Genomic DNA, 17,013 nt, shown 5'->3' on the forward strand with positions numbered 1-17,013 from the left:
ACTGGTTGCGGGATTTCCCGCGGGGTTGCCCCTTTATCTGGGGGCCACCTGAGACTTTTCAAGGCCCTTTTTAGGCCTTTACTGCGTTATGACTCACTCGCTTTCTGACTGACCACGACCATGGCCGGGCGGACCAGGCGTCCATTCAGCAAGTAACCCTTCTGCATGACCTCCATGACCGTATTTGGCTCCTGCTCAGGGTTCGGCACCATCGCCATGGCTTCGTGGACCTGTGGGTCAAACGGCTCGCCCTGGGGATCGATGCTTTCAACGCCAAACTTGCTCAGCACATCCAGCTGCATCTTCAGGGTCATCGAGACCCCTTCGCGATGAACCTCGGAGGCGTCTTCCTGCATCGACTCAAGCGCTTTTTCCAGGCTGTCGATGACCGGCAGAAGCTCTTTAACAAACTTCTCCAAGGCGAATTTGCGCGCCTTTTCAGCCTCATGCTCCGCCCGGCGGCGCACGTTTTGCGCTTCGGCGGCTTCTCTTAGTGACTGATCCTGGGCTTCTGCCAGACGCTGCTCCAGATCCTGCACCTTGGCGGCCAGCGCATCGACTTCAGCCTCATCCTCGACACGATTGACGACGGTTTCATCGTCATTGACAAGGCCTTCCAGTTCGCCTTCAACCAGGCGATCTTCAGCTTCTTGCTCCGGCGTCTCTGCTTCCTGCTCGTGGCGAGCCAGCTCGTCGTCCATCGGGGTTTGCGGTTCTTTTGCCATGCCTAGCTCCTGCAACGTTCGAGAGGCGTGCGATACGCCCAAATAATAAATAGCAACGTAAATTGGCTCTGCACCGTATATGGGGACCATAAAAGCCATCTCAAGTGGGCATTGAAGCGTGTTTTCGACTACTGTATAAAACAACAATATTCAGACGCATTGACTACGCTCGTTCCGCTGCGCCTCAGGAGGCCCTCATGTTGACTCAGCTTGCCATTCGAGATTACGCGATCGTTGAGCACCTGGAACTCGACCTGACCCATGGCATGACCGCCATTACCGGCGAGACCGGGGCCGGCAAATCGATTCTGCTCGGCGCACTGGGCCTTTGCCTGGGCGAACGCGCCGACGCAGGCAGCGTGCGCCATGGCAGCGAACGCACTGACCTCTCAGCGCGTTTTGATATTCAGCATTTGCCCGCGGCAAGCGAGTGGCTTAGCAGCCGCGAACTGCCCAGTGACGAATGCCTGTTAAGGCGGGTGGTAACGGCAAGCGGGCGCTCCAAAGCATGGATCAACGGACAACCGGCCACGATCAGCGACCTCAAAGCGCTTGGGGAACACCTGGTGCAGATTCACGGCCAGCACGCCCACCAGGCGCTGATGCGCGAAGAAACCCATCTCGCACTACTCGACGATTATGCGGGCCTTCGCGACACCGCCCAGCAGCTGGCCGAGACGTACCGTGACTGGCGCAGCGCCAACCGTCGCCTCAAGCAGCGCAAGGAAGCCGGCAGCGAGGTAGAAGCCAAGCGACAGCTGCTGCGCTATCAGGTGGAGGAGCTCGATCAGTTGGGCCTTGCTGAAGGCGAACTGCAAACCCTTGAAGAAGAACAACACTCCCTGGCCCACGCCGATGAAACACTCCGCGAAACGCAGTTTGCTGCTGACTGCTGCGCCAGCGACGAGGGCGGGGCACTATCGTTGCTCAACCAGGCTTATACACATTTAAGCGCCTTGCCGGGCAGCGATAAGGGCACGTTATTTAACACTCTGGCGATGCTCAGCGACGCGCGCATTCAGGTCGAAGAGGCCGCCAGCGAGCTCAACCGCCTCGCCAGCACCACCGAACTCGACCCCGAGCGCCTGGCGTGGGTGGAAGAGCGTTTAGCGGACGTGCACCGTATTGCCCGCAAGCACCATGTGGCACCCGAAGAGGTTTGTGCACTGCATGCGGAGTTGAGCCGGGAAGTGGCCGAACTGGATAACAGCGAGAACGACATCGAGGCCTTGGGTGCCCAGGTAGCGGAACTTCGCGAGCGCTATCGACGTGACGCCAAGCACCTGAGCGAGGGACGCCAGAAAGCCGCCGTCCATTTGGGGAAGGAGGTCCAGCAGCAGCTAAGTTTCCTGGCCATGGGCAAGGCACGCTTTGAAGTGGAGGTCACGCCCAGGGATACACCGGCGGCGGAAGGCGTCGATCAGGTTCACTTTTTAATCAGCGCCAACCCCGGACAGCCCGCCAGACCGCTCACCAAAGTTGCCTCTGGCGGTGAGCTTTCGCGCATCAGCCTGGCTATCCAGGTCGTCGCCGCGTCTCACTCAACCATACCAAGCCTAGTGTTTGATGAAGTCGACGTCGGGGTTTCCGGTGCCACTGCAGAGATTGTCGGCCAGCTGCTCCGCAAGCTGGGCGAAAACGGCCAGGTAATGACCGTCACCCACCTGCCTCAGGTGGCCGCCCAGGCTCACCAGCACCTGCACATTGAGAAACACGCCCGGCGCGATACCACCCTGACGCACATGGCCCTGCTGGATGAACAGGGCAGAGTCAGCGAGCTGGCCCGCATGCTGGGCGGCGTCAAACTCTCGGACCAAACCCTGGCCCATGCCCGTGAAATGCTCAATGCCAGCCAGCGCCAGCCCCACTGACGATGGCGGGTCGAAGGGCTGCTGGGCAACCGTGTATTTCAAGCGCGCAATAAAACGCCCCTAGGCCGCCTGGTATTTAAGCCAGGCAGCCTAGAGGCATTAGGGCGTGCATCAAAGCCTGAGCTAGGGTTAGCCCCTATTTCTTATTAGTCGGCCCGCTGTCCTGGCGTGTTACGTCCGATCCTCGGGGGCGCACGTATAACACCAACGCATGGTCAACTAATTCATAGCCGTGCTCTTCAGCGATTTCTTGCTGGCGTCGCTCAATGATCTCGTCAACGAACTCAACGATTTCACCGCTTTCCAGACACACCATGTGGTCATGGTGATCTTCTTGCGTCATCTCGAATACCGCGTGGCCGCCATCGAAATTATGACGAATAACGAGGCCCGCCGACTCGAACTGAGTCAGCACACGGTAGACAGTTGCCAGCCCCACATCTTCGCCCGCATCTATCAGTGTTTTATACACTTCTTCTGCGCTAAGGTGGTGCTGACCCGATGCAGTTTCGAGAATCTGCAGGATTTTGACGCGCGGCAGGGTCACTTTCAGCCCGGCTTTACGTAATTCATGGTTCTTATCGGCCATGGTTGCTCTTCGCAGTAACAGGTTAGGTCGGGTATGATCGACCGAAACCACGATAGTGAAGAATAGGCTCAAATGCAAAAATTGACTCGAATCATTACGCTTTCCGTCTCCATTGCCGTGATCAGCGGCTGTAGCTACGTTGGCGTGTATAAACGCGACATCCCGCAAGGCAACCTGGTCACCGAGGAAATGGTCGACCAACTGCAACCGGGGATGACCCAGGAACAGGTGACCTATGTGATGGGCCGCCCACTGCTTGAAGCGCCCTTTGATGCTCGCGAGTGGGATTACGTGTTCCGGCTCGACAAAGCTTACGCAGGGGTTGAACAGCGGCGTGTCACGCTGACATTTGATGACCAGGGGCGGCTTGCCAATATCGATCAGGAAGGCGATTTATCTGAGGACCTCCCTCTGGAGGCCGACACCACTAGCGGGCCGGCACCGGACATCACCGATCCCACTGAAGCGATCCCTAACGAGCCGAGGCAAAACACAACGCCCAATACCACCAATTGATGACGCGAGTCGTCGTCTTAATCGGCGCTCCCGCTCGCCTGGCGTTTTGCACGTTCACGGCGAGCGGCCTTGGGGTCAATCAGCAATGGCCGGTAAACCTCAACCCGATCGCCAGGGGCGACTTCATACCGCGATGGATCGCGTAGCGCCTGACCGAAGATGCCCAACGGCGCGTTTGCAAACGTTTCAGGGGCCAGCTCGGGGAACAGGTGGGGCAAATCTGCCAGGGCGACAGCTTCACGCGCCGTCGTCCCCGGCGGCACGCTCAGTGCAACCAGGCGCTGCTTGTGCGGAAGACCAAACGCCACCTCGATGGCAACGGCGTCATCGGCCATGGATCTCGTCGGCGCGGCGGGTAAAAGCCTCCACTAACTGCCCGGCAATCTGCTGGAACAACCTGCCGAATGCCATGCCCAGCAGTCGGTTAGCAAATTCGAATTCCATGTCCAGGCTCACCTTGCACGCACCATCACCCATCGGAATGAATTGCCAGCGCCCTTTCAAACGTTTGAAAGGACCGCTAACCAAGGACATTTCAATACGTTCGGGAGCAAATAGGTCGTTGCGGGTAGTGATCGATTGCTCAACGCCGGCGCGCCCCAGGGTCATTTCGCCGATCAAATGATCGGCGTCGTGCTCGAGCAGACGCGCACGCCGACAACCCGGCAAGAACTCTGGATAGCGTTCGAAGTCGTTGACCAGATCGAACATTTGTTTCGGGGTGTGCCGCACCAAGGCGGAACGATTGACGGTTGGCATTGACCTCTCCGCTGACTTCACAGTGCCCAAGGCGTATCATGGGATCATAGTTAAGACCTTGAATGGTATCATGCCTCCCCACATAACGAAGGGGGTGTCACAGACAGATCGAATATGAGGTTTCATGGCCACGAAAAAAGGTAAGAGCAAAGGCCCTACCAGCAACGTTATTGCCCAGAACAAGAAGGCACGCTTTGAGTATCATATCAATGAAACCTTCGAAGCGGGTTTATCGCTGGCAGGATGGGAAGTCAAAAGCCTTCGCGCAGGCAAAGGACAGTTAACAGACACGTATATTTTAATTCGCAATGGCGAAGCGTGGCTGCTGGGTAGCCATATCATGCCGCTGAACACCGCGAGCACCCATGAAATCGCCGACCCTACGCGGACGCGAAAATTGCTCCTGCATCGCAAAGAAATCGCCAAGATATTCTCTGTGACTCAGGATAAGGGCCACACCTGCGTCCCCCTGAAGCTTTACTGGAAGCGCAACAAGGTGAAGTGCGAACTCGCCCTGGTCACCGGCAAGAAAATCCACGACAAGCGGGCCACCGAGAAGGACCGCGACTGGAATCGTCAAAAAGGTAGAATCATGCGGGAACATAACAAGGCATAGCTGGTCAATTTCGTGTGAGCACGTTAGAATGCTCAGGTAACTAAGGGGGCGACATGGTTTCGACGCCGGTGACAAACCCTGCGGTGCATGCCGAGAGTGTGATGTATCTCGTAAATACCACATCACGAAAAATAGTCGCAAACGACGAAAACTATGCTCAGGGCGCGCTAGCAGCGTAAGCTGGTAGCTTCTTGTCCGGCCCCAAGGCGATGTGCCTATCCATCGTTGAGGGGATACGAGCTAAAGCTGATAGGACCGCGGTTGGCGGTGTCTTCTCGTCAATCGTTAAACTTTAGAAGACTCGCAAGGCTGAATCCTGATCGTCGGAGTCAGCCGAGTTAAAGCAAAAGACGAAATCTAAGCATGTAGAGCCAATGGGCGAGTGCTGGCGGACGCGGGTTCAATTCCCGCCGCCTCCACCAGACACCCCTTCAAATCAAGCACCTACGGGTGCTTTTTTTGTGTCTGTACGCCTTGCATCACATCAACCCGTGTCATTAGCGTGGGCAGCTCAAGTCGCCTTCTTCGCAATGCGCATGCTCCCGTAGCCTCTCCGTGCGCCGCTTTGTCAGCGTGGCAAGGCATCCGTTACGGACCATGGGTTGTGCGCTGCCACCTTCTACGCCGCTGCTCTCGAGCGCGCATTCGGCATCGCGAAAGCTGATCCAGGCCCGCTGGGCTTTTCGCAGTTGTTCGAGCGTTGCTGGACTTGCCTCCAGTTTGCGGACAAGCGACTGATACGCGTCGTTAAGCTCATCATCGGCTGATTGATACGCCTGCGCAGAACATTCCGTTAGTGCTAACTGGGTGCTCGCGTTGTCGCACCCCGTATCTGCGGTTACCACACTACTCGAGGCCAAAAGCCCGACCCCCAGCAAGCGTGAAAATGAAGCCATTGCGATTGATAAAGGCCAATAGGGCGTCATGGGTCGACTCTTCACTGTTTTGTTTCACCCCATACAAGCAAAGCGCCGGCATTTCTGCCAGCGCTTTTTCACAATGCCGAACCTACCAGAAAGCAGGAGGTCCGTCTCGACCATCAATATCAGTGCGCCAGCATTTCATCGACGATCTCATCACCATCCAGCGCCGAAGGATAGTACGTCGGCCAGTTAGTGACCTCTTCCAGCAGCGCTTCGCGACCGTCGCCCCAGTAGAGGTGGAAATGGGACGCATCGGTGGGATAGATGCTGTGATCGCTAAACTGGATATATTGCGGCAGGTCATCAGATGCCTCTTCAAGCTCGAAGATAAAGCGGACACCCCGGTTGCCGGCCTCGTAGGTCAATATCTCATAGCCATCATATTGATATTCTCCCGTACGCTGCTCTCCGTCCTCATGGAAAGTGACGTTTTGCCCGTCGATCACGATACGGTTCACGTCCGTTTGATACCCCGTCTCATAATACGCCTTGTACTCTTCAGCCGTTTTATCGCCTTCCGAGGCTTTATAGGCAAATACCTCGTCCAACGTACCGTCTTCCAGATATGGGTAGACGGACTGCCAGTCACCCTCCCAGTCTGAAAGAGGGCGAGCCTTTACTTGCTCGTCGTCAAAGTAGCCTGCATAGATATCGCTGTCATGGCTGTGGTCGTGGTCGTGGTCGTGGTCGTGGTCGTGGTCGTGGTCGTGAGCATGGTCATGATCGTGCGAATGGTCATGGTCATTGGCCTGCACACTTTGAACACCCGTAATCAGCAAAGCACTTAGCGCAACGGCACTCGCTTTTTGACGATATGTCATCAACATGTCGATATATTTCCTCTGCAAAATCACAAGACTGGAATGTCGAAACAAAAGATAAGTTATAACATAACAAACGTCAATGACCCGTACGACCTTGTCGCCCTCAAAAATGCTAGGCGGAAACCGATACTCTCCGCTATGTTATGCCAACGCCTGATGCTTGCGGGCCAACACCGAAGGGAAAACGCAACATGCTACATGCTTTAAGCTTATTGGTGGGTATAGGCTTTTTGACCCTGGGCGGAGAAGCCTTGATACGCGGTGCCGTGGCAGGCGCGCGACGAGTAGGCGTCTCTCCCCTTTTGACCGGGTTGGTGGTCGTGGGGTTTGGCACCTCAGCTCCCGAGTTGGTGGTATCGATACACGCGGCCATCAACCAACAGCCCGATATTGCCGTGGGCAATATCGTCGGCAGCAATATCGGTAATATCTTATTGATTCTGGGTTTATGTGCTGTCATTTGCCCGATGACCGTTCAACCCAAGGCGCTTAGCCGAGACGGGGTCGTAATGGTCGCGGCGAGCGTGTTGTTTATTGGCTTGGCGTGGGGGGGTGCCCTGGGACGCTTTGATGCCGCCCTTTTCCTGGCTGGATTGATCAGCTATCTCGTTTGGGCATACCTCAGCGAACGACAGCAGACAATTCCTGCTGCCCAGATGCACGCCTCAGAAGCGGATGAGCTGAACGCACTGCCCAGAACGTCTTTAGGGATTATCATTGCACTGATGCTGGGTCTTGGCTTACTGATCGGCGGTTCCCAGTTATTACTCTATGGTGCGATTGGGCTGGCCAACGCCATGGGCATTTCAGAAGCGGTGATTGGCTTGACCATTGTGGCCGTAGGCACATCGCTACCGGAAATGGCCGTGTCGGTTATCGCCGCTTTACGGCGTCATGCCGATGTTGCCGTAGGCAACATTCTGGGCAGCAATATCTTTAATATTCTCGGTATTTTAGGTATTTCGGCGTTTTTACAACCTCTGCCCATCGCAGCACGCGTGACCATGTTCGATCAGTGGGTGATGCTGAGCGCTGCGGGCTTATTGGTGTTTTTTCTGTATACCGGTATGCGGCTATCGCGTCTTGAGGGTGCTTTATTATTAGCAGGCTACATTATATATTTGGCTTTAAGCTTTACAATAATCAATGCTGTCTAATAAGCAAGATTCACCAAATGACCATTACCTAAAAGGTTAATTTGCTAAAAAATGATCTTTAACGGTTAAGCACCGTAATATTCATTCGCTTTTATTACATATTGCAATGCAGTACAGGCTGATAGACTAACGCGGCTTACAAATCCTCCTATAATCCTAATGAAAGGAAACGCGTCGTCATGCCTTTTTTTCGCCCCTCCTGCCAGCCACGATTCGATCGTCGCTGGCTTTTTTTGTTGGCAGCCCTGCTGCTGGTTTTTAGCCCCGCCGTTCTAGCCGTTACGGGTGAGCTGGACCTGACCCAATCGGTGGTCGGCTTTTTTGCATTGGGTATTTTTGTCCTGGCCTATGCATTGGTCATGGCAGAAGAAAAGATACACATGCGCAAGTCCAAACCCGTGCTGGTCGCCGCCGGTATTATCTGGAGCCTCATCGGCTGGGTGTATGTCCAAAACGGCATGTCGGAGGCATCTGAGCACGCCTTCCGCGTGACGCTCTTGGAGTTCACCGAGCTGATGCTGTTCTTGCTGGTGGCCATGACGTATATCAACGCCCTGGAAGAACGCCGGGTATTTGATGCGCTACGTTCCTGGATGCTGCGCAAAGGGTTCAATTACCGTTCGCTCTTCTGGTTAACGGGTGGACTTGCCTTCATTCTATCGCCGATTGCCGACAACCTGACCACGGCCCTGCTGATGTGTGCGGTGGTTACCAAAGTCGCCGAGGGTGATAAGCGCTTTATCAACGTTGCGTGTATCAATATCGTGGTGGCCGCCAACGCGGGGGGTGCCTTCAGCCCTTTCGGTGATATTACGACGCTGATGGTCTGGCAAGCGGGTATTGTGCCGTTCCAGGACTTCTTTATTCTGTTCGTTCCGGCGCTGGTCAATTTCCTGATTCCTGCCGTGATCATGAGTTTTTTCATTCCCAACAAGAAGCCGGAAAGCGTACAAGAAGACGTCTGGATGAAGCGCGGTGCCCGGCGCATTGTGGCGCTTTTCTTACTGACGATCACCACCGCCGTACTTTGCCATACGCTACTGCACCTGCCCCCGGTGCTGGGCATGATGACGGGTCTCGGCTATCTGCAGTTCTTTGGCTATTACCTGCGCCGCAGCCTGCCGCGCTCATTGGAGCGCAAGCGCGAGCGCTACAGCCGTCGTGGCGACAACAAGAAGCTGGAGCAGCTAGGTAGCGTCGTGCCGTTCGATGTCTTCAACCGGGTGGCGCGCGCCGAGTGGGATACGCTGCTGTTTTTCTACGGCGTGGTGATGTGTGTTGGCGGGCTGGGCTTTATGGGCTACCTCGGCTTGCTCTCGGAAGCGCTATATCTCGGCTGGAACCCCACAGCGGCCAATATTGTGCTCGGCATCGTCTCCGCCGTGGTCGATAATATTCCCGTGATGTTTGCCGTCCTGACCATGGAACCCGATATGTCACATGGGCACTGGTTGCTCATCACCCTCACCGCCGGGGTCGGCGGCAGCTTGTTATCGATTGGTTCCGCGGCAGGTGTGGCGGTCATGGGCCAGGCACGTGGCGCCTATACCTTCCTGGGCCACTTGAAGTGGTCGCCGGTCATTCTGCTGGGTTACGCTGCCAGTATCCTGGTTCATATGTGGCTGAATGCGGAGAGCTTTGCCTTGTTTGGCTAGCCCTACCAGGCGTTTTTGATTCATGCCCTGCCGCTCTTAGCGGCGGGGCTTTTTTTCATCAAACAGGTCATCAATGGGCTTGGGATGATCCAGCAAATAGCCTTGATAGCGATAGCAGCCATGGCCTTTTAACCAATCCAACTGTGCCTGGGTTTCCACGCCTTCGGCCACTACCACCAACCCCAAGCTGACAGCCAGAAGAATGATCGTATCGACAATCGCGGCGTCGGCCTTATCCGTCAGCAACTCACGGATAAACGATTGATCGATCTTTAGCTCATCGAGAGGCAGCCGCTTTAGATAGCTAAGGGACGAATACCCAGTACCAAAATCATCCAAGGCAAAGCGAACGCCCTGTTCTCGCAACTTGAGCATGGTGTGACGCACACGGGTCGGCTCGCGCATCAGTAGACTTTCGGTGACTTCCAACACCAATCGATTAGCAGGTGCTTGCGTCTGCTTGAGGCGATTTTCCACGAGATTGATAAAGTCGGGCTGCTGGAACTGAACCGAACTGACGTTGACCGAAATCGTCAGCGGTGCGTAGGCGGTTTGCCGCGACCACCGGGCAAGTTGCTGGCAAGCCTGGGTCAACACCCAGTCGCCAATCGGAATAATCAGGCCGCTTTCTTCAGCTAGCGGAATGAATTCGGCGGGCGAAACCCAGCCACGTGTCGGGTGATACCAGCGGAGTAACGCTTCGACGCCGGTCGTGACGCCCTTGTGGTTCACCTGAATCTGGTAATGCAGCTGTAGCTCATGGCGAGCCAGGGCATGGTGGAGGTCGGCTTCCAGATTCGCCCGCTCCAGCACGCTGGCCTGCATATCGGGGTTGAAAAAGCGCAGCGTATTGCCGCCCGACGCCTTGGCCTGCTGAAGCGCCATGTCGGCCTGCTGAAGGACGGCATCAAGCGAACTCGATTCGCCGCTAAAAAGTGCCAACCCTACGCTTGCGCTAATGGGCAATGAGCGGCTATTGCGTAATTCGTGAACTTTCATCATCAGCTGTCGCGCGATGCGCTCGGCCTTTGCGGCAGCCTCCTCCTGCTGGGGGTCCAACTGGTTGACCAGCACCACGAATTCATCACTACTGAAGCGCGCCAAAATGGCATCTTTTTCCAACGCCTGGCGGAGTTGTTCAGCCACATTGATCAACAGCTGGTCGCCGCTGGCGTGCCCTTGCAGATCGTTGACCAACCGGAAATTATCGAGGTCAACGACCATCAGCACACCGAACTGCTTGCTCTGCCCGTCTTCCTCTATGGTAGTGGCCAGGGACTCCATCAGCAGACGTCGGTTAGGCAGGCCCGTCAAGGCATCGTAATACGCCAGATAATGCGTATGGGACTGCATCTCCAGATACTCGGTCAATTCGGTCGAGATCCCACACAAGGAAGGTGGCTTACCCGGCGTTAACGTCAGCGGCATCTTGATCGACAAGAAGGTTCTTACCCGGTCGTCGTGCCTGAGGACATTGCTTTCTTCCAAGGTGACTTTTTCACCCGACGCCAATACGCGGCGGTCCACCTGGACAATTTCGGCAGCCGTCGCAGGGTCAAAAAAAACGTCGTCGCGCTGCCCTATCACTGCCTCTGCGGGACGACCAAAAAGCTCGCAAATGCGATGATTGACATACTGGTATGTCAGGTCAGGCGATTTGATGTAGATATACGCATCCACGGTATCCAGAATCGTGCTCAGCATGGCCTCATTGGTTGCCAGCCGTACCCGCTGCCTTGCCACACGCCGTTTCAGTAAAAGGTTCACCAGCAGCGCCACGACCAGTGACCCAATCAATGCTGCCACTCCCCAGCTCAGCCACTTGGAGGTCTCGGGTGGACTGGGTGCTCCCGCCTGCCAGGCTTGAAGCGTGGCAAAATAAAACGAATCTGTATCCGCTTTCCAGCGCATCAGATAGTCATCAAGGCGCTCAATTACCGTTTGGGGAAGCGATGGTGACGCTGCAAAATAAAGCTGGACGGGCTGAAACATCAATGGGGTATCAACAAGTCCAGCCTCAGCCGCGCGCCACTCGCCAAACTGACGATTCGCTGCAGCGGCGTCAGCCTCACCGCTGGCAACCTTTGCAAAGCCTTCTTCAAAATTCGGAACGTTGATCCAGTCAACCGGTATATCAAAGCGTTGGGTAAGCGCTAATAGATGGTCTTGTTGAATTGACCCATCGACCACCGTCACGCGCTGTTCGGCTAAATCCACCACCGCCTCTATCGATAGCCCTTCCCGCTGGTAAATTTGTGACCAGCTGTGCAGTGCGGGTTCGCTATGAAAACTGAATCGTTCGGCCCTTGCCTCGCTCCATGCCACATCGGGTAACAGATCGATATCACCGCGTTCAAGAAGCGACAGGCAACGTTGCCATTCACAAGCAATCGGCTCGACCTGCCAGGCTTCACGCTCGGCAATGGCCGATAGCAGATCGCCAAAAATACCATCCAGGTCCTGCTGGTCATTCAGAAACAGTTTAGGCGGGTTGTGATAAACACCGACACGCAGAGACTCATCTGCCATTAGCGCAGAGGTTATCAGCAAGCTGCTAAGCGCGAGGACCGCTCGGCCGATGCAATAATCTCGTAACAGGCTCACGTTGGGGCCTAACCGGGTTGCCGTCAACGTTACCATGATGTTGCTTACGCCCCGGGCATGGTGAGCGGGCCTGCGCGCTCAACAACACGCTGCCAGGCTGAGTCAGCTTCAACGCGCTCGACGAAGCGTGCAATTGCCGGGTACGTTGACAAGGAATGTGTTGCTGCTACCGCCTGAAGGGGGAAGCTCATCTGCACATCCGCCCCACTCGGCCACGGGCTTGCAAAATGCTCGTGTGACGCCAGGTAGTCATCAATAAAGCGCAGGTGCTGATTGATTTGCGGATGCAAGAAAGTGCGGTTAACCGTCTGAGTAATGCCATTGGCGACCGGCTTGACCAACCATGGCGCGCGCTTGGGAAGTTGTCCGAACACCAATTGCATGACCAGCAGTGGCATCAAGGAGCCTTCTGCATAGTGCAACCAGTAACGATAATCGACCCAGTCCTTGGTATTATCGCTATTTGGCTGGCAGCGTCCGTTGCCATAGCGCTGTAATAGATAATCGATGATCGCACCGGACTCGGCAACCGTCAGCTCACCGTCTGTGATCACCGGCGACTTACCCAGCGGATGTACTTCCTTGAGCGATGCGGGGGCCTGCTGAGTGGAAGCGTCACGTTGATAAACGATGATCTCGTAGTCCAACCCAAGCGTTTCGAGGAGCCACAAAATGCGGTGTGAGCGGGACTTTTCCAGATGGTGAACGTGGATCATAGTCACTCCATGGGCAATTGAGCACGCCAGCCATGAACTGGCGCCCGTCTTCCTTTCACTGTGCCCATTCAGCATAGCAGCGTTGGCCGCGTAGAAGAAAACCTCTCCATGACCCGGCAGCCAACGCTAACGTTAACTTAGGTAGTTCGTTCAGAAAGGCGCCGCAGGAGAACGTCCAATGGTGACACCTTACCTTCAAGCCAAGGCGCCAATAACCGCATCGAGAGTGGAATAAATACGAACACCATGATCGGCGTCAGCATCAGCGTGCTGACCATAACCCGTGGAAACATCGGCCAACTGGCGAACGTACTACCGAATAGCCAATGGAAAAGCAGCGACACAGGAAAAAAGGCGAGCCACACGGCCACGGCCTGCTTCCAGCGGGGCGGCGCTGGCGAGTTTGCCTGGAACCAGGCATCGAGACCAACAGCGCGATGCTCATGCGGGGCATCAAACAGGCCCTGGCCACGGGCCAGCCAGGCACGCCGGGAAGCCGAATGTTCCCAGGCAGCCAGTGTCTCGGCACTGCTGAAACGAAATATAATCTGATATTCATCATCGTCGGCGGGCGGTGCCAACACCCCGGACCCCAGATAACCGGGGAAGTCCGCGGCCAGATGGCGGCCTTCATTCAACCAGCGGGTGAAATGCGGATAACGCTCTTTGGCGACGCGACGCGCCACCATCAAGGTGACTGGTGAGGCAGACATGGTATATCTCCTGATAGCTCAGCAGCCGTCGCCGGATAGGCAGGCTGCCAACGTTCCCGGCGGGTAAGCCAGGACGTTCATTGAAGCGATCATTATAGCCTAGTCTGTTGCCTTTTGGTGGCCAGGACCCGCGGGGAGAACTTAACGGCTCGCCAGAGGGTGACGGCGTTCACCCCGCTGATACGCCCGCACATGCTGATAAATGTCAATGGCACTGCGCAACGCCTGTGCTTCATTGCGGTCAAGCTTCACCATCGAAGCTCCTTCACGGCCGTCGGTGCTCACCAGAGCCGCTACGTCCTCGCGGTGGCGCGTCAACACATGTTCAAGGTGCATGCGCACAAGACGGACTTCCAGACGGAAAGCGTCCTGCTGTTCTTTGCGCCGCATAATCTCCAATGGATCAGTGGCGGCCTCCATGATGCTTTCCAGGGTATTGTTGACCAGCTTTTCGGCCATATTGAGGTTGGGAACCACCTCGTAGACGACCTCATGTAGTGACACGTCAGATTTAGTATCGGGCATATGAACTCAACAGATACCAAGCGGATGAATACTTATAAATCGGCCTGTCTCAGAAAACTTTAGTCGATAGTGACCGTAAACGCCGTCGTGGGTCATGACACGACGCAGCGCTTCTGCCGGGAACACCACCCGTCGGCCGTCAAGGCTGTACGTATAGACCTGGGCTATGCGCCCCTCGTAGTGCGCCAGGCACGCCTCATAGGAGAGGTTAATCACCACATCAATCGTCTGCATCGCCTGTTTTCCTCGCCTCTGAGGCTCACTCGTCCAACGTTAACTTGCACGACCGACTTGCCTCACCGATACTTTACGATACTTCTTTATTTTCATGGAGCGCTTGCCATGACAATCGCCGTGCTGGGAGCTGCCTCTCTATCCGCTTGGGCATCACCCACGTTTAATGCAGGTTCGGCCAAGGTCACAACGGCTGAGCCCAAAGCGGCTAACGCGTCATCTGCAGAGCCGGAAGCCTCATCCGACGAAGTCTCATCCGACAATGCGACCCGCGGTGAGTCTGCGGGCCCAAAGCGCGCCGACGGTACGCCGATGGCCCCAGAAGAAATTGAACAGTTGGAGCAGCTCAAGCAGACCGACCGTGAAGTCAGACAACACGAGATGGCTCACCAGACGGTTGGCGGTGCTTATGCAGGCGGGGCAAGCTACGATTACGAGGTAGGCCCTGACGGACAGCGCTACGCTGTTGCTGGCGAGGTATCGATCAATTACGGCCCGGTGCCCAACGACCCCAAGGCCACCATCGAGAAAATGCAAACCGTGATTGCCGCCGCGCTGGCTCCCGCCGATCCTTCGCCAAAGGATTATCAGGTCGCCGCCCAGGCCAGGCAATACCTGCTTGAAGCCAAGCTTGAAGCGGCCATGCAGACAAGCGAAATGGCCCAGGCACGCGCCAGCGCCGAAGGTAAATCACCGACCAGCGATGCAATGACTGACAGTGCACTGAACCCCAGTAATGCGCCAAGCGCCGCTTAAGCCCTACGCCTGACTGTTAATGTATCTTTCCAAGCGCGTTCCAATCGGCTCGTCTCGGCCACGCGGCTAGCCATTGTGGCAGTTCATTAGCAGGCATGGGGCGTGCGATACCGTAACCTTGTGCCAACTCACAGCCCAGGGCGATCAGCGCTTTTGCATGCCCCAGCGTCTCAACCCCTTCCGCCAGCATCGGCCGCTGAAAGCGATTTGCCATATAGATCACGCTTTCCACAATCGCCATGTCGTCCGCATCGCTTAACATATCGCGGACAAAGCTCTGGTCGATCTTGATCAGGTTCACCGGCAGTTGGCGCAAGTGGGTTAGTGATGAGAAGCCGGTACCAAAATCATCAATCGCAAAGTTGACCCCCAAGGCCTGGCATTTCGCCATGGTGTTCAACGCCGCTTGAATGTCATGCATCGCCGCGCTTTCCAGCACTTCGAGCTTGAGCATGGCCGGTGGCACACTGGGGTAACACGCTAACAACTCACCAAGGCGCTGGCTGAAGTTGTCCAGAAGCAAGTGCGAGGGGCTGATATTGACGTTGACGGGCAGCGAAATTCCCGCCGCTTTCCACTTCACCAGTTGTCGCATCGCCTCTTTCAACACCCACTCACCCAGGTCAACCTCAAGCGGCGTCGCCTCAATAGTGGGCAGAAACTGGCTGGGTGCCAGCAGTCCTCTTTCGGGGTGCTGCCATCGAATCAGGGCTTCCACCCCCACGACCTGCCCGGAACGCATATCGACTTGCGGCTGGTAATAAAGCCGCAGCTCATCGTTTGCCAATGCGTCCACAAAGCGCTGGCGTTGCTCGTGGCGGACCTGCAGCAGACGGTCATGGTTCGGATCAAAGACATGGAAGTTATCACGCCCCCGCTGCTTGGCCCGGTACATCGCCTGATGGGCATGGCGTAACAAGCCATCGCCCTGCGCCGGGTCGTTAGGATAAAACGTCACCCCCAGACTGACCGTCAGGTGGACCGTATGTCCTTCAATGAAAAGCGGTCTCCGAATGGAGGCCAGCAGCTTTTCGAGGAATACGTCGTCCACACCATGATGGAGCAGCAGCACAAACTCATCACCGCCTACCCGAGCCAGCACATCGTCGCCAAACAGCAGATGACTGATACGCTGCGCAAAGCTCGAGAGCAGCGCGTCGCCCACGCTGGAGCCAAGACGGTCGTTAATGGCTTTAAAAAGGTCGATATCCAGGGAACATACCGCCAGCGACTGCTGCTTGTTTTCAGCGTGCTGTATGGATTCCTGGATAAGCTGTGTCAGCAGTTGCAGGTTGGGCAGTCCCGTCAATGCATCAAAGTACACTTCCCGGTTAAGATGCCGCGCATGGGCAGGAATCGCGGATAGATCCGCCAGAACGATCACATGGTGATCAACGTTACCCTCGGCGTCGCGCACCCGATTGATCGACATCATGCCGGGATAAAACTGACCGTCGTGGCTACAGTAACTCACCTGACTTTTACTACGATCACGAAGATGAAGCTCTTCACGCATCAACCGGGTGGTGCGGCTATCGTCCAACGGCAGAATACTGAATGCCTCGGGCGTCTTGCCCTCCACAGCGTCCAGCATGCAGCCGGTCAGTTCACTGAAGGCCGGATTGACATCGATCACGCGGTTTTCTGCGTCGGTTATAATTATGGCCTCGTTAGCATGCAGGAAAGCCGCTTGGGCGGGTCCTAGGGCGGGCAGGCGAGTAGCGTCCGAGTCGTCGGGCTGATCGGCTTCGCCTGGGGATAGCGATAAAGCATGGGAATGAGGCAAAGACTGCGCCTTTGGCGTCGTGAAAGACTGGCTCATACGTCCCA

18 protein-coding genes and 1 other RNA gene are annotated in these 17,013 nt (G+C 56.0%); 7 read left to right on the forward strand and 12 right to left on the reverse strand.

Translation table 11 applies throughout. From position 1 onward, the window contains the following. Positions 1 to 86: 86 nt before the first annotated feature. Positions 87 to 725 carry a nucleotide exchange factor GrpE gene (gene grpE, locus QC816_RS13915; protein ID WP_309782869.1) on the reverse strand — a complete coding sequence of 213 codons (639 nt, stop codon included), beginning with the start codon at positions 723 to 725 and terminating at the stop codon, positions 87 to 89. Positions 726 to 922: 197 nt separating this feature from the next. Here grpE and recN point away from each other — a divergent pair, with 197 nt between their 5' ends. Next, positions 923 to 2,596 (forward strand): DNA repair protein RecN, encoded by a 1,674-nt coding sequence (gene recN, locus QC816_RS13920; RefSeq protein WP_309782871.1) that lies wholly within the window; start codon positions 923 to 925, stop codon positions 2,594 to 2,596. Positions 2,597 to 2,732: 136 nt separating this feature from the next. Here recN and fur read toward each other — a convergent pair whose 3' ends face one another. Then, on the reverse strand, positions 2,733 to 3,185 hold the full coding sequence (fur, locus tag QC816_RS13925; protein ID WP_066316169.1) for a ferric iron uptake transcriptional regulator: 453 nt from the start codon (positions 3,183 to 3,185) through the stop codon (positions 2,733 to 2,735). A gap of 72 nt (positions 3,186 to 3,257) precedes the next feature. On the opposite strand from fur, the gene QC816_RS13930 reads away from it, so the two are divergent. After that, positions 3,258 to 3,701, forward strand: coding sequence for an outer membrane protein assembly factor BamE (locus QC816_RS13930; RefSeq protein ID WP_085920330.1), 444 nt, complete (start codon positions 3,258 to 3,260; stop codon positions 3,699 to 3,701). A 17-nt stretch (positions 3,702 to 3,718) separates the two neighbouring features. Here the strand turns inward: QC816_RS13930 and QC816_RS13935 are convergent, their stop codons facing one another. Both QC816_RS13935 and QC816_RS13940 read right to left on the reverse strand, forming a co-directional pair. Further along, the gene (locus QC816_RS13935; protein WP_199284502.1) at positions 3,719 to 4,036 is read right to left on the reverse strand and encodes an RnfH family protein; all 318 of its coding nucleotides are present in this window, start codon (positions 4,034 to 4,036) and stop codon (positions 3,719 to 3,721) included. Continuing rightward, entirely contained in the window at positions 4,026 to 4,460 is a 435-nt protein-coding gene (locus tag QC816_RS13940) for a type II toxin-antitoxin system RatA family toxin (protein WP_085920332.1), read from the reverse strand. The genes QC816_RS13935 and QC816_RS13940 overlap by 11 nt, the downstream gene beginning before the upstream one ends. 124 nt (positions 4,461 to 4,584) lie before the next feature. On the opposite strand from QC816_RS13940, the gene smpB reads away from it, so the two are divergent. Together smpB and ssrA are read left to right on the forward strand one after the other, a co-directional pair. Further along, positions 4,585 to 5,076: an SsrA-binding protein SmpB gene (smpB, locus tag QC816_RS13945; RefSeq protein ID WP_085920333.1), complete on the forward strand. Its 492-nt coding sequence runs from the start codon at positions 4,585 to 4,587 to the stop codon at positions 5,074 to 5,076. Between the two features lie 44 nt (positions 5,077 to 5,120). Then, positions 5,121 to 5,498: a transfer-messenger RNA gene (ssrA, locus tag QC816_RS13950) on the forward strand. A gap of 75 nt (positions 5,499 to 5,573) precedes the next feature. Here the strand turns inward: ssrA and QC816_RS13955 are convergent. Both QC816_RS13955 and QC816_RS13960 read right to left on the reverse strand, forming a co-directional pair. Continuing rightward, the gene (locus QC816_RS13955) at positions 5,574 to 6,002 is read right to left on the reverse strand and encodes a lysozyme inhibitor LprI family protein (protein ID WP_264825356.1); all 429 of its coding nucleotides are present in this window, start codon (positions 6,000 to 6,002) and stop codon (positions 5,574 to 5,576) included. 119 nt (positions 6,003 to 6,121) lie between these two features. Further along, positions 6,122 to 6,826: a metal-binding protein ZinT gene (locus QC816_RS13960; RefSeq protein ID WP_309782876.1), complete on the reverse strand. Its 705-nt coding sequence runs from the start codon at positions 6,824 to 6,826 to the stop codon at positions 6,122 to 6,124. Between the two features lie 188 nt (positions 6,827 to 7,014). Between QC816_RS13960 and QC816_RS13965 the strand changes: the two genes are divergently transcribed. Together QC816_RS13965 and nhaD are read left to right on the forward strand one after the other, a co-directional pair. Beyond that, the gene (locus tag QC816_RS13965) at positions 7,015 to 7,980 is read left to right on the forward strand and encodes a calcium/sodium antiporter (RefSeq protein WP_264825354.1); all 966 of its coding nucleotides are present in this window, start codon (positions 7,015 to 7,017) and stop codon (positions 7,978 to 7,980) included. 179 nt (positions 7,981 to 8,159) lie between these two features. Next, on the forward strand, positions 8,160 to 9,635 hold the full coding sequence (gene nhaD / locus QC816_RS13970) for a sodium:proton antiporter NhaD (protein WP_085917687.1): 1,476 nt from the start codon (positions 8,160 to 8,162) through the stop codon (positions 9,633 to 9,635). Positions 9,636 to 9,671: 36 nt separating this feature from the next. On the opposite strand, the gene QC816_RS13975 is transcribed toward nhaD, so the two are convergent. The 5 genes from QC816_RS13975 to QC816_RS13995 form a co-directional block, all read right to left on the reverse strand. Next, positions 9,672 to 12,164, reverse strand: a complete 2,493-nt coding sequence (locus QC816_RS13975) for an EAL domain-containing protein (RefSeq protein WP_264825353.1) — start codon at positions 12,162 to 12,164, stop codon at positions 9,672 to 9,674. Between the two features lie 119 nt (positions 12,165 to 12,283). Continuing rightward, entirely contained in the window at positions 12,284 to 12,955 is a 672-nt protein-coding gene (locus tag QC816_RS13980) for a glutathione S-transferase (RefSeq protein WP_309782881.1), read from the reverse strand. A 137-nt stretch (positions 12,956 to 13,092) separates the two neighbouring features. Continuing rightward, the gene (locus QC816_RS13985; RefSeq protein WP_085917685.1) at positions 13,093 to 13,668 is read right to left on the reverse strand and encodes an antibiotic biosynthesis monooxygenase; all 576 of its coding nucleotides are present in this window, start codon (positions 13,666 to 13,668) and stop codon (positions 13,093 to 13,095) included. 141 nt (positions 13,669 to 13,809) lie between these two features. After that, entirely contained in the window at positions 13,810 to 14,193 is a 384-nt protein-coding gene (locus tag QC816_RS13990; RefSeq protein ID WP_085917684.1) for a hypothetical protein, read from the reverse strand. Between the two features lie 6 nt (positions 14,194 to 14,199). Beyond that, on the reverse strand, positions 14,200 to 14,427 hold the full coding sequence (locus tag QC816_RS13995) for a DUF2835 domain-containing protein (protein ID WP_085917683.1): 228 nt from the start codon (positions 14,425 to 14,427) through the stop codon (positions 14,200 to 14,202). Between the two features lie 108 nt (positions 14,428 to 14,535). Here QC816_RS13995 and QC816_RS14000 point away from each other — a divergent pair, with 108 nt between their 5' ends. Beyond that, a complete protein-coding gene (locus QC816_RS14000) occupies positions 14,536 to 15,183 on the forward strand; it encodes a putative metalloprotease CJM1_0395 family protein (RefSeq protein WP_085917682.1) in 648 nt (215 codons plus the stop codon). Positions 15,184 to 15,199: 16 nt separating this feature from the next. Here the strand turns inward: QC816_RS14000 and QC816_RS14005 are convergent, their stop codons facing one another. Then, positions 15,200 to 17,005 (reverse strand): putative bifunctional diguanylate cyclase/phosphodiesterase, encoded by a 1,806-nt coding sequence (locus QC816_RS14005; RefSeq protein WP_309782886.1) that lies wholly within the window; start codon positions 17,003 to 17,005, stop codon positions 15,200 to 15,202. Positions 17,006 to 17,013: the final 8 nt, after the last annotated feature.

The organism is Vreelandella janggokensis (assembly GCF_031451615.1).
Lineage (GTDB): Bacteria > Pseudomonadota > Gammaproteobacteria > Pseudomonadales > Halomonadaceae > Vreelandella > Vreelandella janggokensis.

Bases quoted from the DNA above. Each gene is read 5' to 3' on its own strand.
- QC816_RS13975 (WP_264825353.1), bottom strand. From the start codon at position 12,164: ATGGCAGATGAGTCTCTGCGTGTCGGTGTTTATCACAACCCGCCTAAA.
- QC816_RS13940 (WP_085920332.1), bottom strand. From the start codon at position 4,460: ATGCCAACCGTCAATCGTTCCGCCTTGGTGCGGCACACCCCGAAACAA.
- QC816_RS13935 (WP_199284502.1), bottom strand. From the start codon at position 4,036: ATGGCCGATGACGCCGTTGCCATCGAGGTGGCGTTTGGTCTTCCGCAC.
- QC816_RS13930 (WP_085920330.1), top strand. From the start codon at position 3,258: ATGCAAAAATTGACTCGAATCATTACGCTTTCCGTCTCCATTGCCGTG.
- QC816_RS13995 (WP_085917683.1), bottom strand. From the start codon at position 14,427: ATGCAGACGATTGATGTGGTGATTAACCTCTCCTATGAGGCGTGCCTG.
- QC816_RS13955 (WP_264825356.1), bottom strand. From the start codon at position 6,002: ATGACGCCCTATTGGCCTTTATCAATCGCAATGGCTTCATTTTCACGC.
- QC816_RS13985 (WP_085917685.1), bottom strand. From the start codon at position 13,668: ATGTCTGCCTCACCAGTCACCTTGATGGTGGCGCGTCGCGTCGCCAAA.
- nhaD (WP_085917687.1), top strand. From the start codon at position 8,160: ATGCCTTTTTTTCGCCCCTCCTGCCAGCCACGATTCGATCGTCGCTGG.
- recN (WP_309782871.1), top strand. From the start codon at position 923: ATGTTGACTCAGCTTGCCATTCGAGATTACGCGATCGTTGAGCACCTG.
- QC816_RS13960 (WP_309782876.1), bottom strand. From the start codon at position 6,826: ATGTTGATGACATATCGTCAAAAAGCGAGTGCCGTTGCGCTAAGTGCT.
- QC816_RS13965 (WP_264825354.1), top strand. From the start codon at position 7,015: ATGCTACATGCTTTAAGCTTATTGGTGGGTATAGGCTTTTTGACCCTG.
- grpE (WP_309782869.1), bottom strand. From the start codon at position 725: ATGGCAAAAGAACCGCAAACCCCGATGGACGACGAGCTGGCTCGCCAC.
- fur (WP_066316169.1), bottom strand. From the start codon at position 3,185: ATGGCCGATAAGAACCATGAATTACGTAAAGCCGGGCTGAAAGTGACC.
- QC816_RS14000 (WP_085917682.1), top strand. From the start codon at position 14,536: ATGACAATCGCCGTGCTGGGAGCTGCCTCTCTATCCGCTTGGGCATCA.
- smpB (WP_085920333.1), top strand. From the start codon at position 4,585: ATGGCCACGAAAAAAGGTAAGAGCAAAGGCCCTACCAGCAACGTTATT.
- QC816_RS13980 (WP_309782881.1), bottom strand. From the start codon at position 12,955: ATGATCCACGTTCACCATCTGGAAAAGTCCCGCTCACACCGCATTTTG.
- QC816_RS13990 (WP_085917684.1), bottom strand. From the start codon at position 14,193: ATGCCCGATACTAAATCTGACGTGTCACTACATGAGGTCGTCTACGAG.
- QC816_RS14005 (WP_309782886.1), bottom strand. From the start codon at position 17,005: ATGAGCCAGTCTTTCACGACGCCAAAGGCGCAGTCTTTGCCTCATTCC.